Source organism: Rhodopirellula sp. JB055 (genome assembly GCF_043100905.1).
In the GTDB taxonomy this organism is placed as follows: Bacteria; Planctomycetota; Planctomycetia; order Pirellulales; family Pirellulaceae; genus Rhodopirellula.
Map to the genome: position 1 here is coordinate 1 of NZ_JBICHO010000050.1, position 13,426 is coordinate 13,426.

Sequence of the window (13,426 nt, forward strand, 5' to 3'; positions counted from 1 at the left end):
GAGACAAGTTACCGACAAGACACTCTCAGCCGGGTAACCGCTGCGGAATGGGGCGTGCCGTTATTAACTGCTGTGCATGCACTGCCTTGAGACCCCCGCCTGCCGCAGCCCGAGGGGGCGGGAAGCGACCGTTCAGCGAGATTTCCGGGGGTGAGCAATCCGCACGCTCCCCATGCCAGTCCCTCACCCACCAGCCCCTCACCCACGCGTACGCCTTTTGAAGTTGCGTTTTGCTCAAAACCCGAAGCATCAGCTTTCTCATAACCCGAAGCGTCAGCTTTCTCATAACCCGAAGCGTCAGCGAGGGAAAAAAGATGTTTACTTCGCCTCGCTGACGCGTTTTGAAGTTGCAATTTTCTCGAAACCCGAAGCATCAGCGAGGAAAAAAAGATGTTGACTTCGCCTCGCTGACGCGTCGGGTTATGAAAAAAACAATGCCTCACGCAAAATCGCCACTTCAAAACGTACGCCTGAACGGCGTCGCTCGACCTCTCTCTAAACTTCGTTTCGGGAGAGGTGCATTGCGTTGAGACCCTACGAAAAGCGGGCGACAAATCGGCATGCTTTCAGAGTGGAGAAAGGTTTTCTTTTCGGTTGGCTCACCACGCCAAGAAACGGCGGATCAATTCAATTCCCGGTTCCGTTAGGAAACTTTCCGGGTGGAACTGCCAGCCCTCCAGTTTGTGTTGTTGGTGGCGGACCCCCATGATCTGCCGATTGCCGCCCGTGTCGGTCCAGGCCCCAACCACGAGATCATCGGGAACCGTGTTGGGATCGATCACCAACGAGTGGTAGCGAGTGGCGGTGAACGGATTGGTCAGGCCTGCAAACAAGCCATTGTCGTCATGGTGAATGCCGTCTGTTTTCCCGTGCATCAATTCCGGGGCTCGGATGATGGTCGCCCCAAAGGCTTCCCCGATCGATTGATGACCCAAGCAAACACCGAGAATCGGAAACTTGCCAGCGAAACGCCGGACGCATTCGACGCTGACACCGGCTTCGGTCGGAGTGCAGGGGCCCGGTGAGATCAGCAGTCGCTCCGGGGAGAGGGCTTCGATTTCGTCCGGGGAGAGGTCATCGTTGCGATGCACGCGAATGTCCGCCGAGGGATCGATCTCGCCCATCCGTTGAACCAGGTTGTAGGTGAATGAGTCGTAGTTATCGATGACCAAGATCATGGCGGCAAATCCGAGGGGGCAGCGTCCGAGGGGGGCAGCAAGGGAAGACTGCAGGATAGGTGGCGGAGCGAATTCTGTCGAAACGTCAAATCGTGGGGGATCCGGATGTCAAGACGAATTCGTGACATTCAAAAGGAAAGGATATTCTTGGCGAGTCAAGACGTAAACGCTCTTTAGAAGGTTCAGTCACCCAGCGTATAATGAGTCACTGACCGCGACGCGAAGCCTTGTTCGCGACGAGACAGATACGAACTCTTCATTGGACTCTTCATCGTGCTTTCGGTTCGCCCCAAAGTTGCTGAGCTTGCGTTTCATTTGTTCAGCCGATCGCTGCACCCCGAATTGATTCTGGTGCATCAAACGCGAAAAATTGAACGCGATGGGTACGATGCCAAAATCGAGGTGACCAACTGCGGTCACGTCGTCACGTTCAATTCGGCTCCCACGGCGGATGCCGCTGCGACAACACTTTGCGAAGTCGCCACTGGCGTGCATCAACCCTTGCCATCGCGACGTTGTTTGATTCGACAATCACTCAAAGGCAGCCGAACCGAAGAAGCCACTTGCCGATCTGGTTTGTCGTATCGATCCCATTTCCAGTTGGAAACGGTGGATCCGAAAATGTTTTGGATGGTCGGCCAGCAATTGGGAACAGGGCCCACCGAAGGTTTGCTGCATCGGTTCGATTCGAGCGGCCGGATGGCGTTGGGAGCAATCAGTTACGTCAACATCGAAACGCGTCGACGTTCGATGTTGATCCAAGCGATTCACACGTTCCCGGATGATTACGCGATCGTCAAAGTGGAATCGTTGTTCACGTTGCCAGAACCGGGCACGACGTCGACTTGAACGCCGACCCGAAAGGGCTCCACCCGATCCCGGCTCACCAGCAATTTCGGATGCATTGGCTTCATCAACGATGGAAGCCAGCGTTGGATCGGTTGGTCGGTGTGGTGGATTTGATGAACGGCGTCGCCGTCCGTGGGATCGCGGGAGAACGAAGCCGGTATCAACCGGTCGCGGAGTTGCCACCCCGCGGCAACGCTTTGATGGATTGGTATCGATCAATCGGTGTCCGCCAGTTTTATGTCGCGGACTTGGATGGGTTGATGAATCGAGGTCGGCAGGACGACGCTTTGTCCACCCTCGCGAAAGAGCTTCGCGATGGTGAAACGTTGTGGATCGATTGCGGTTGGCGTGGATCGGTTTCACGAGCGGATCGCGAATGGGTGACGGGAATCCTGTCAGCGATCTCATCGGAATCGGACGTTCGTTGGATTGTGGCGAGTGAATCAGCGGACTCGATTGGCGTGCTGGATCGACTGTTGGAATGGATTCCCGCGTGCCAGTTGACGCTCAGCCTGGATTTTCGCGACGGGCAATTTGTTGGCCCCGAAACGGTTGGGAAATGGGCACAGGCCGCCTGCGAGCGAGGCATTCGTGAGGCGATTTTGCTGGATGTGGCGTCGGTCGGCAGTGAGTCGGGGCCGCGAAGAAGCGAGGTGTTTTTGCAGTTGGTGGATCAGTTTCAGAATCTGGATTGGATCACTGGCGGCGGAATTCGACATCCAGAAGACGTCCAGAAGCTCGTGAACCAGGGATATTCTCGAGTTTTGGTTGCATCCGCTTTGCAGCCACGCTCGGTGATGGACGCAGTGGCAAAGACTTCGTGAATTCCTAGGGATTCGCCATCCGCAGCGGCTTCGCTAGGTCGCTGGCAAACTGTTATCATTGAGGCGACCTGCTGGTGCCGACGATTGAGCAGAACAGCGGGTTTTTGATTTGACTCACAAGTGAAAACAACATGGCGATGATTGATCCGATTCACGATTGGAACTTATTGGCGCAGAACCGGGGCGGCGGGCTGGAATCCAGTTCCTTGTTGCTGCTCGTTGGCGTTTTCCTGGCGTTGTTTTTCGTCGCCGTGCTGGCGTTCTTCTTCTTGCGATATGGCAAGTTGTGGTTCCAGGCGTTCATGTCGGACGCCGATGTGCAGCTTTTGAATTTGATCCGGATGCACTTCACCAAGGTCAATCCCAACGTGATTGTGCAGGCCAAAGTGATGGCCGCTCAGGCCGGGTTGAACATTGGTCGCCGCGACGGAATCAGCACGCATCGCTTGGAAGCCCACTACTTGGCGGGCGGCAATGTGATGAACGTGATTCATGCCATCATCGCGGCCCACCGGGCTCAGATTCCTTTGGAGTTTGATCAGGCGGCGGCGATTGATTTGGCGGGACGCGATGTTTTGGACGCGGTTCAAACCAGCGTTTATCCCAAAGTCATTGATTGCCCCGATCCAAAACGCAGTGGCAAAACGACGTTGAGTGCGATCACCAAGAACGGTGTCGAACTGCGTGTGCGAACTCGTGTCACGGTGCGAACCAATATCGAACAATTGATTGGCGGTGCGACCGAAGACACCGTGATCGCTCGCGTGGGTGAAGCCATCATCAGCTCAATCGGATCAGCGGACACGCATTTCAAGGTGTTGGAAAACCCAGACATGATCACCCGAGTGGTTTTGTCACGCGGCCTCGACGCTCAGACCGCCTTTGAGATTGTCTCCATTGATATCGCAGACATCGATGTCGGAGAAAACATTGGGGCTCGTTTGCAAAGCGACCAAGCAGAAGCGGACACGCGTGTTGCTCGCGCCCAAGCCGAACGGCGTCGGGCAGAGGCGATTGCGGCGGAACAGTTGATGAAAGCTCGTGTCTCCGAGAACCGTTCGCGGCTCGTTTTGGCCGAAGCGGAAGTTCCACGGGCCATGGCAGAAGCTTTCAAGGCGGGCCGGATTGGAAACGTTTCCAACGGAACTCCCATGGATGGTTCGGCGTGAGTGCAGGAACAGGAGCCACCATCGGCGAACCGGTGGACGGACCGTTTGAGCGTCATTCCTATCGTGTTCGATTTCCCGGCGGCAACGGTTTTGAGTTGGCCGGGATCGTCGACCGGCCCCGCGATCCGGTGACCAAGGAAACGCTCGCCGATGTTCCCGTCGCCGTGTTCAGTCACTGCTTCACATGCAGTAAAGACTTGAAAGCGATCGCCCGAATTTCGCGGCGGTTGGCGGAACTCGGCGTGGCGGTTTTGCGCTACGACATGACGGGGCTGGGAGGCAGCGATGGTGATTTCTCTCGCACGCACTTCACATCGAACCAAGCCGATCTGCGGTCTGCGATTCAGTTTGCAGGATCAGAAGTGGGGGCTGTGACCGGATTGATTGGCCACAGTTTCGGTGGTGCGGCATCGCTCGCGATTGCATCGGATGAAACATCGCGACCGGCCAGTTTGCAGGCAGTGGTTGCGATTGCTGCTCCCAGCGACACGGTGCATCTGGCGAATTTGCTGGACCGAATGGATCCAACGATTCAGGAACAAGGGATCGGCGAGGTTGAAATTGGCGGGCGTCGATGGAGCATTCGCCGGGAGATGCTGGAGGATTTTCGCTCGCATCAGATCGCGGATCAGTTCCCGAAGGTTCAGGCCCAGGTCATGGTGTTTCATTCGCCCACGGACGAAACCGTTGGTTACGACCATGCGCTGCGAATTGCCAGTCTGGTTGGCGGCGAGGACGAGCAATCCCGTTGCAGTGTGGTGACTCTTTCGGGGGCCGATCACTTGTTGATCCGACACCCCGGTGATGCCATCTGGGTCGCTGATACAGCGGCCGCTTTCTTAAGCCGCTATCGCTAGAACACGAATACGAACTCGTTCCAATTCAGCACGCTCAAGGCGTACAACGCGTTCGCCCGCTCGGGACTGATTTGGTACTGGGAAACCAGTTCGTTGATCAGTTCGACGCCTTCTTGGATCTCTACTTCGAGTGCGGGACGCATCAGGACTTGTTCGATCACCGCCGCGACAAACGTTTGCGGGCTTGGTTCGCCAGGCAGTTTCGAGCGGACGGATCGAGCCAGTTTGTCGGCTTCTTCGTGGATGAAGTCACTGTTCAGCAATGACATCGCTTGACCAGGTTGCAGCGTGGCAAACCGGGCTTCGCATGTCGTGTCGGGTTCAGGGAAGTCGAATGCTGATAGCAGCGGGGTCAGTAGCGAACGTTTGACGTGGATGTAGACACTGCGTCGGTTGCGTTCGGCTTCGGTGGAATTGCCCCAACCTTGGCCGGGGCGAGACTGGCCTGCCATCACTTCGGCGGAGAGGTTGGGGTAAAAGCTTGGGCCGTAGTGATCGCGATTGAGGGATTCGTTGACGGCCAAGATTGAGTCGCGGACCTCTTCAGCGCTCAGGCGTCGTGAATCGAACTTCCAGAACAGATCGTTGGCTGGGTCGATTGCCTGGGATGCTTCTTTGATCTCCGATGACATTTGGTATGCCTGGCTGGTGCAGATCAAACGGTGCATGTCTTTGATTTTCCAGCTACCATCGACCAGTCGGTTGGCCAAGTAGTCCAGTAACTCTGGGTGCGTTGGTGGGACACCGAGTCCGCCGAAGTTATTGGGCGAACGGACGATGCCACGTCCGAAGTGGTGTTGCCAAATTCGGTTGGCCATCACTCGCGAGGAGAGTCGATTGTCAGGACTGGTAACCCATTCGGCGAACACTCGTCGCCGCTCCTCGGGAGTCATTTCACGGGGCGACTCCTGGAAGATTTCCGGGAACCGTGGGGTCACCGAATCGGCTGGGGAGTGCGGGTTGCCTCGGAACAAGACAAAGGTCTCTTCGATCGGACGCAGTTTGCCCAAGCCCAGCACTTGTTGACGATCAGGCAGTTCGTCGCGTTTTTTCGCGATCAGGCTGAGTTCGGATTTGATCTCGTCGTAGCGTTTGCGTTGTTCTTTTGTCAGCAGTGGGCGAAGCTTCTTTTTCAGAATGCGTTCGCGTTGACGCTTGGGGCCTTCTGTGGCGCGTTGATCGGGAGCCGACATCTTGGTGATGCCGTCTTGTTCGATTTGCGTTGCTTCCTCTTCGAGTTTGCGTCGCTGGTCGTCGAGTTCTGCGTAGGCTTCATTCAGGCCAGGAGCCGAGACGTCGATCTGGTTGTTGCTGACTTGATCGCCCCGAGTTCCGTAGCGGCTGATGTCGGCAAAGAAAGCCAGCATGCCGTAGTAATCGGTCTGTGGGATCGGATCGATTTTGTGATCGTGACATCGAGCGCAGTTGATCGTCAAACCCAGGAAGGTTTGCCCTGTGACCGTGATCAGGTCGTCGAGTTCGTCGTAGCGAGCTTGCAAGGGATCGGCGGGTTCGTCATCCCAGATTCCCAATCGGTAATAACCGGTTGCGGTCAGCGATTCCGTGGTGACATTGTCCAGCAGGTCGCCCGCGAGTTGTTCTTTGACGAATTGGTCATAGGGTTTGTCTTCGTTGAATGACCGGATGACGTAATCGCGATATTTCCAGGCGTTGGGTTTCGGGTTGTCTCGTTCAAACGAGTTGGTCTCGGCGTAGCGAACCAGGTCCAACCAATGGCGTCCCCAACGTTCACCGTAGTGAGGGGACTGAAGCAATCGATCCACTAGTTTTTCATACGCGTTTGGATCGGAATTGTTGACGAATTCAGCGACCTCTTGCGGGGTCGGTGGCAAGCCGGTGAGGTCGAGCGTCACGCGTCGAATCAACGTTTGGCGATCTGCGGGGCCGTTTGGCGTCAGGCCGGCGGCGAGCAGCGAGTCCAGCAGGAAAGCGTCGACCGGATGGTTGCCGGCTTGCCAGTCCGAGACAACTGAATCGATTGGGGGCGTCTGGTCAGTGGAGGCTGCCTGGTCACGGAGATTCTGGATCGCTTCGGACATGTTCGGCGGGGACGCGTCTTGGACCGGTTCGTACGCCCAGTGTTTTGTGAACGTCGCACCTTCTTGGATCCAACGCCGGATCAGCTCAACCTCGGTCTCGCTGAGCGGTTCGCCTTCGGGTGGCATCAGATCGTAGTCATCGTTGGCAACGATTCGTTCCAGCAAGTGACTGGATTCGGGATCACCCGGCACGATCAGGCGTTCTCCGGAGTCGCCTTCGACCAGGGACGTTTCGGCTTGGTGCAGGCCCAGACCGCTTTCGGCTTGGTCAGGGCCGTGGCAAGAGTAGCATCGTTTCGCCAGCAAAGGCTTGATTTCCTTGCCGTAGTCCACTTCCGCTCGGACGTCGGAGCTGAGAAGAAACGAGCAACCCACTGCCAACCCAAACATCTTGAGGGTGGGGGCGACCGTTTGTGGCAGGCGATGTGGAGTGGTCATTGATTTGGCGAGCATGAGGGCGGGACCGCAGATTGCGTTCATGCGTGACTCTCGGAAGGGCGAGATAGGCGGGAAATTTGACGGTGACGCTATTTCTTAGAGTTTTTCGCGTCGGTCGTGGGTCAGTATAGCCTATCCGCGATCATTTGCGAAACGAAAGATCTGAATTCGAACGCTCATTTGGGGATGGCAAAAAAACTGGTTCGCTTATACTTTGCGCGCTTTCTGAACCAGCTAACTGGACGTTTCTCCAGTCAGCCCATGCGTGACGACGTTGCGTGCGGCGGATTGTGGACCAGCGGGAGTCCCTGTGATCGGTCCCCAACCCCTCTGACGCCCGTCGTTTTAGGGCTGTTTTCGAAGTGCTGGTTCCTACACCACGATTGAGAGATAGAAGCAGTGTCACAAGCTGAAACGACGAAGTTGCCTTACAAGGTCAAAGACATTTCGTTGGCCGATTACGGCCGCAAAGAAATCGAACTGGCTGAAAACGAAATGCCAGGTCTGATGGCACTTCGCAGCAAGTATGGTGCGGACAAGCCTTTGAAAGGGGCTCGTATCGCTGGTTGCTTGCACATGACCATCCAAACCGCGGTTTTGATTGAGACTTTGGTGGAACTGGGCGCCGAGGTGACTTGGAGCAGTTGCAATATCTTCAGCACGCAAGATCACGCGGCGGCGGCCATCGCTGCGGCTGGGATCCCCGTTTATGCCTGGAAGGGCATGACGGAAGAAGAATTCGATTGGTGCATCGAGCAAACCTTGGATTTCCCATCGGGTGAGAAACTCAACATGATTTTGGACGATGGTGGTGACTTGACCGCCATGGTTCACGATCGTTTCCCAGAATTGTTGGACAATATCTACGGGATCAGCGAAGAAACCACCGCCGGTGTTCACCGATTGGAAGTGTTGAACAAATCCGGCAAGTTGCGTGTGCCTTCGATCAACGTCAACGACTCGGCAACCAAGAGCAAGTTCGACAACCTGTACGGTTGTCGCGAATCTTTGGCGGACGGTGTCAAACGTGCGACCGACGTGATGCTGGCTGGCAAGGTGGCTGTGGTTTGTGGCTACGGCGACGTTGGAAAAGGCTGTGCTCACAGTTTGAAGAGCTACGGCTGCCGTGTTTTGGTCACCGAAATCGACCCCATCAACGCTTTGCAAGCTGCGATGGAAGGCTTCGAAGTCACCACGATGGAAGAAGCCTGCAAAGAAGGCCGATTGTTCGTCACCACGACGGGCAACAAGGACATCATCTTGGGCGAGCACATGAAGCAAATGCCCAACGATGCAATCCTGTGTAACATCGGTCACTTCGATACCGAAATTGATATCGCCTGGGCGGAACAGCAAGTCGCTGATGGCAAAGCGACCCTGAGCGAAATCAAACCATCGGACATCGGTGCCGTGGATCGGTTCACGTTCAAGGACACGGGACGAAGCATCATCATCCTGGCCAAGGGACGTTTGGTGAACTTGGGATGCGCGACCGGGCACCCCAGCTTTGTCATGAGCAGCTCGTTCACCAACCAAGTTTTGGCCCAAATGGAGCTGTACCAAAACCGCGACAACGACAAGTACGGCGTCCAGGTTTACTTGTTGCCCAAAGAGTTGGACGAAGAAGTTGCCCGTCTGCACTTGGAGGCGATCGGCGTGAAGTTGACCAAGCTGACGCAAGAGCAAGCTGACTACATCGGCGTGCCAGTGGAAGGGCCGTACAAGCCTAGCCACTACCGCTACTAAGCCACGAAGTTTCGTCGCTCAAATGCATTGAAAAACAGCCGGTTGGGAAGTTTCCCAGCCGGCTGTTTTTGTTGTTCAAGTGGGGCGTTTGCGCTGCATTTCGGATCGCCAAGGCGATGGGCCATTTTTCACAACGCGAATGCGTCAGCGAGGGAATGGTTTCTCACAACCCGAAGCGTCAGCAAGGGAACTGTTTCTCACAACCCGAATGCATCAGCGAGGGAATTGTTTCTCATAACCCGAAGCGTCAGCGAGGGAAAAACGATGTTGACTTCGCCTCGCTGACGCGTCGGGTTATGAAAAAACCAATGCCTCACGCAAAAGCGCAACTTCAAAAATTTTGTGCCGCCCCCCACCGCTTTTGTACCTTCGAAACGGATTGCCGAACCGGTAAAATTTTCCGCATGAATGAATCCACAGCATCACCGGATTGGACACAACGCCACTGCGTTCCTTGTGAAGGCGGCGTGGAGCGTCTTTCTACCGAAACCACTCAGCGGTACTTGGCCGATTTGCCGCATTGGTCGCTGCAGGAGGAGGGCAATCAGATGGTTCGGGAACTGAACACGGGTGATTTTCAAACCGCGGTTCGGCACCTCAATGCGATTGCGGAATTGGCGGAGGCCGAGCAACACCACCCGGACCTGCATTTGACCGGGTATCGACACCTTCGCGTTGTCTTGACCACGCATGCCATCGGCGGGCTGAGTGAAAACGACTTCGTGATGGCAGCTCGCATCGACCAGGTGCTTTCATGATGGTCTCTCACGACCGTGCTCTGGCGTTGCTGGATGAATGCAACGGTGATGATCTGTGGAGCGTCGCGCACTGCGAACTTCGTCGCGTCCCACAATCGTGGATCGATGAATTGGCGGATGCGTTTGAAACCAGCTACCGCTTTCGAGACCAAACGATCTCGGTCCCGGATCCGGAATCAGGACGCCGCGTCGTGAATCAATACCACGGGGTTCGCGATGTCGATTTGGCGATCAAGCTTGGGCATCAACTGGGCGTCGATGTGGAATCGATTCGTGCGATCTCGCTGACTCGCCAAGCCCTCGTCCAGAACATCAAAGAAGCCGTGTTTGAGGGCTGATTTTGGTGTCACCGATCCGGTGACACAGGACGGTTTGCTGCCTGGCACGCACTTCTTTCGGACTTGATGCGAAAGTCGCCGGTGCAGTATAGGCATGTTCGCAAGCGGTCTGATGAGCCGCTCACGACCAATGCCCGTCTTTTCAATTGCGACCCGCCATGGCCCAAGCAAACCTTCGGGGAATTCTCCCATTCTACGTTCGCTCGCGAATTTTTCGCGGACTTGCCTCCGCCTGCGTGATCGCAGTTGGTTCCGCCACGATGTGCGAGAACGTGCTCGCACAGGGCGGTTTCGCTCTTCCGGCCAGCTCCGTGGCTCGCGGACCGTCGACTTCGGAGGCACCCGGCGCTCCTCAGGGCTTCACTCCACGAGCGGCTGGCCCGACGGCAGCCAACACGCCTCCCAGCTTGCAATCATCGCCTCAAACAACTGCAAACCGAAACGCGTTGCCTGCTGGCGGCGGTGGTTCGGCCGGGCAATTGTCCAGTGGCGGTCAATTGCCTCGCGAAGCCGGACAAGAACATCGGGTTTACGACATCAGCCCATACACCGGTTACCTGACCAAGCACGACCGACCCCACCAAGCCATCGTGGACTGGATCGTTCGCGAAACTGGCACCGACGTTTGGCACACCGAACCGTTTGGGTTCATGAGTGCCGACCGGGACCAACTGAAGGTCTACCACACCAACGAAATGCACCAAGTCATTGGCGGAATCGTCGAGCGTTTTGTGGCGGGTGACAAAGAACCCCAAGTCATGAATTTGCGGTTGATGACAGTTGGCAACCCCAACTGGCGCAGCAACGCTCACATGCTGATGCAGCACGTGAATGTCCAGTCGCCAGGCTTGCAGGCTTGGTTGCTGACGAAAGAGAATGCCGCATTGGTGATGAACATGCTTCGTTCACGAACCGACGTCCGGGAAATTCAAGCAGTCGACCTAATCACGAACAATGGTCAAACCGAAAAATTAGCCAGCACGCGTGGTCGCAACTACGTTTTGAACGTCAAACCATCGCCCGCTCACTGGCCACCGTACGAGCCTGAAACCGGCGAGATCCAAGAAGGATTCCAAATCGAAGTCAGCCCGCTGCTGAGCGTCGACGGCCGGACACTGGACTGCGTCATCAACGCAAATATCGATCAAGTCGACAAATTCGTGCCCGTCGAGCTCGACCTGCCGCTTCCAAACACCCAAGTCCACCGCACCAAAATCGACGTCCCGCAATTGGTCAGTTGGCGTTTGCACGAGCGGTTTCGTTGGCCGTCGGACATGGTGCTGCTGCTTTCCTGTGGCGTGGTGGCCAGCCCCGAGCGTCCGCAGTCAACCGTGCCGTTGTTCAACCTCAGCTCGATCACCGGGACCACCGCTGGGCGAGCCGATGCACTGATGTTCGTCGAATTTCGCGGTCGTGCCTCGGATAACTTGACGACGACACCACTGGTTCCTCAGATCGGATCGCGTGTTTCCGCCCCCAATCGCGGGCGTTATTGATCCACGCCCCGTGCGTTGCTTTCGGTCTCCTTTGCGGACCAGCCCCCCTCAGCCGGGGTGACCACGCTCTGGTCAGCCCACTGTTTCCTGCATTTTGTGGGTCCGCAGTGGGTTCTTGCGTTCCCCGTCCCAGTCCGGCTCCCGCTTCGCGGGCGGATTTGCTATCTTCGCCGGCCCTCCAAGTCCACCTTTCCTGTTTCGTTTTCATCCGGTCAGACGTGACTGGGTACGAACCAATTCAGTTAGCCATCGTCCATGCCAGCTACCTCCGCCCAACGCGTCGTGATCACCGGCATCGGCGTGATCAGTCCGCTCGGTAACACTCCTGATGACCTTCTCAGCGGATTGCGAGAAGGCAAAAGCGGGATCGCACCGTTCACCCAGATCCCAACCGACGCGTTGCCGATCACCAATGGCGCTGAAGCCAGCGAATTCACTGGTCATATCAGCGATTATGGGCCGTTAGAAAAATCGCTGCAACGAACCATTCGCAAAGGCAGCAAAGTCATGTGCCGCGAAATCGAAATGGGCGTCGCGGCAGCCCAACTGGCACTGCATCATGGAGGTCACAATCCCGATGACTTCCACCGTGATCGCACCGGTGTCGTTTACGGTTGTGACTACATCATGTCATTGCCCGAGGAATACGCCGAGGGAATCGCGGCCTGCACGACCGATGGCGAATTCGACTTCACCAAGTGGGGCGAGTTGGGGCTGCCCAAAGTCAACCCGCTGTGGTTGCTGAAGTACCTGCCCAACATGCCTGCGTCGCACATCGCGATCTACAACGACCTTCGCGGGCCCAACAACTCGATCACGCTTCGCGAAGCGTCGGCAGGCGCGGCTCTGTCCGAAGCCGTCTCAACCATTTCCCGCGGTCACGCGGACGCGTTGGTGGTCGGTGCCACCGGATCTCGCGTTCACACACTGCGAACGCTTCACGCTTCGATGCAAGAAACACTTGCCGCCGACACGGAAGACCCCAGCCTCATGTCGCGGCCGTTTGACGCCAGTCGTGACGGCAGTGTCGTTGGCGAAGGCGCCGGCGCCTTCCTCTGCGAATCGTTGGAGCACGCCGAGAAACGCGGCGCGACCATCTACGGTGAAGTCATCGCGTGCAGCTCCAGCGCCGTGGGGCCTGCCGCAGGTGACCAACCAATGCGAAAAGGATTCGCCAACGTTCTTCGCGGTGTCATCCAAGCCGGTCGCCAAAACGGGTTTGCTCCTGCGGAAGGCAAAGTCGACGTGGGGCACATCCACGCGCATGGTCTTTCGGATGTGAACACCGATGCTTGTGAGGCCGCGGCAATCGCCGACGTGTTTGGGCTGCCTGAGGATCAGCCACCGGTGACGACCGCCAAAGGTCATGTCGGCAACATCGGCGCAGGCAGCGGCATGGTTGAGATGATCGCCAGCCTGCAAAGTCTTGGCAGTGAACTGTTCCCGATCCGCAACTTAAGCGACCTCGATTCAAACTGCCTGATCGACGCGGTCACCACCAGCGACCGGCCCGCCGGGGATAATTTCATCAACCTCAACATCACCCCCCAAGGCCAAACCTCCGCCGTCTGGATCGCAAAGCCGCGCTAAAGCTTCTAGCTTCTAGCTTCTAGCTTCTAGCTTCTAGCTCGTGCTCGTGCTCGTGCTCGTGCTCGTGCTCGTGCTCGTGCTCGTGCTCGTGCTCGTGCTCGTGCTCGTGCTCGTGCTCGTGCT

At 56.7% G+C, this 13,426-nt stretch carries 11 protein-coding genes; 9 read left to right on the forward strand and 2 right to left on the reverse strand.

Annotated elements, in window-relative coordinates; genetic code table 11:
• Window positions 1-599: 599 nt before the first annotated feature.
• On the reverse strand, window positions 600-1,178 hold the full coding sequence (locus tag ACF8AM_RS01870) for an anthranilate synthase component II (RefSeq protein WP_392554005.1): 579 nt from the start codon (window positions 1,176-1,178) through the stop codon (window positions 600-602).
• A 258-nt stretch (window positions 1,179-1,436) separates the two neighbouring features.
• Here ACF8AM_RS01870 and ACF8AM_RS01875 point away from each other — a divergent pair, with 258 nt between their 5' ends.
• The 4 genes from ACF8AM_RS01875 to ACF8AM_RS01890 all read left to right on the forward strand — a co-directional run bounded on the left by ACF8AM_RS01875 (window position 1,437) and on the right by ACF8AM_RS01890 (window position 4,877).
• Entirely contained in the window at window positions 1,437-2,027 is a 591-nt protein-coding gene (locus ACF8AM_RS01875; RefSeq protein ID WP_392554014.1) for a DUF2617 family protein, read from the forward strand.
• 50 nt (window positions 2,028-2,077) lie between these two features.
• The gene (locus ACF8AM_RS01880; protein ID WP_392554006.1) at window positions 2,078-2,851 is read left to right on the forward strand and encodes a HisA/HisF-related TIM barrel protein; all 774 of its coding nucleotides are present in this window, start codon (window positions 2,078-2,080) and stop codon (window positions 2,849-2,851) included.
• Window positions 2,852-2,982: 131 nt separating this feature from the next.
• A complete protein-coding gene (gene floA, locus ACF8AM_RS01885) occupies window positions 2,983-4,020 on the forward strand; it encodes a flotillin-like protein FloA (protein ID WP_392554007.1) in 1,038 nt (345 codons plus the stop codon).
• Window positions 4,017-4,877, forward strand: a complete 861-nt coding sequence (locus ACF8AM_RS01890; RefSeq protein WP_392554008.1) for an alpha/beta hydrolase family protein — start codon at window positions 4,017-4,019, stop codon at window positions 4,875-4,877. The genes floA and ACF8AM_RS01890 overlap by 4 nt, the downstream gene beginning before the upstream one ends.
• Here ACF8AM_RS01890 and ACF8AM_RS01895 read toward each other — a convergent pair.
• Complete coding sequence (locus ACF8AM_RS01895; RefSeq protein ID WP_392554015.1) at window positions 4,874-7,390, reverse strand: PSD1 and planctomycete cytochrome C domain-containing protein; 2,517 nt, start codon at window positions 7,388-7,390, stop codon at window positions 4,874-4,876. The two genes, ACF8AM_RS01890 and ACF8AM_RS01895, sit on opposite strands and share 4 nt — an antisense overlap.
• A 384-nt stretch (window positions 7,391-7,774) precedes the next feature.
• Here ACF8AM_RS01895 and ahcY point away from each other — a divergent pair, with 384 nt between their 5' ends.
• The 5 genes from ahcY (at window position 7,775) to ACF8AM_RS01920 (ending at window position 13,303) form a co-directional block, all read left to right on the forward strand.
• Window positions 7,775-9,121, forward strand: coding sequence for an adenosylhomocysteinase (gene ahcY / locus ACF8AM_RS01900; RefSeq protein ID WP_392554009.1), 1,347 nt, complete (start codon window positions 7,775-7,777; stop codon window positions 9,119-9,121).
• 404 nt (window positions 9,122-9,525) lie between these two features.
• Window positions 9,526-9,879, forward strand: coding sequence for a 4a-hydroxytetrahydrobiopterin dehydratase (locus ACF8AM_RS01905; protein ID WP_392554010.1), 354 nt, complete (start codon window positions 9,526-9,528; stop codon window positions 9,877-9,879).
• Window positions 9,876-10,217: a hypothetical protein gene (locus tag ACF8AM_RS01910; protein ID WP_392554011.1), complete on the forward strand. Its 342-nt coding sequence runs from the start codon at window positions 9,876-9,878 to the stop codon at window positions 10,215-10,217. The genes ACF8AM_RS01905 and ACF8AM_RS01910 overlap by 4 nt, the downstream gene beginning before the upstream one ends.
• A 158-nt stretch (window positions 10,218-10,375) precedes the next feature.
• A complete protein-coding gene (locus ACF8AM_RS01915; RefSeq protein WP_392554012.1) occupies window positions 10,376-11,713 on the forward strand; it encodes a hypothetical protein in 1,338 nt (445 codons plus the stop codon).
• Window positions 11,714-11,968: 255 nt separating this feature from the next.
• On the forward strand, window positions 11,969-13,303 hold the full coding sequence (locus ACF8AM_RS01920; RefSeq protein WP_392554013.1) for a beta-ketoacyl-[acyl-carrier-protein] synthase family protein: 1,335 nt from the start codon (window positions 11,969-11,971) through the stop codon (window positions 13,301-13,303).
• Window positions 13,304-13,426 lie beyond the last annotated feature (123 nt).

Coding starts and splice junctions, on each gene's coding strand:
- ACF8AM_RS01910 (WP_392554011.1), top strand. CDS start 9,876: ATGATGGTCTCTCACGACCGTGCTCTGGCGTTGCTGGATGAATGCAAC.
- ACF8AM_RS01905 (WP_392554010.1), top strand. CDS start 9,526: ATGAATGAATCCACAGCATCACCGGATTGGACACAACGCCACTGCGTT.
- floA (WP_392554007.1), top strand. CDS start 2,983: ATGGCGATGATTGATCCGATTCACGATTGGAACTTATTGGCGCAGAAC.
- ACF8AM_RS01870 (WP_392554005.1), bottom strand. CDS start 1,178: ATGATCTTGGTCATCGATAACTACGACTCATTCACCTACAACCTGGTT.
- ACF8AM_RS01920 (WP_392554013.1), top strand. CDS start 11,969: ATGCCAGCTACCTCCGCCCAACGCGTCGTGATCACCGGCATCGGCGTG.
- ACF8AM_RS01880 (WP_392554006.1), top strand. CDS start 2,078: ATGCATTGGCTTCATCAACGATGGAAGCCAGCGTTGGATCGGTTGGTC.
- ACF8AM_RS01895 (WP_392554015.1), bottom strand. CDS start 7,390: ATGCTCGCCAAATCAATGACCACTCCACATCGCCTGCCACAAACGGTC.
- ACF8AM_RS01915 (WP_392554012.1), top strand. CDS start 10,376: ATGGCCCAAGCAAACCTTCGGGGAATTCTCCCATTCTACGTTCGCTCG.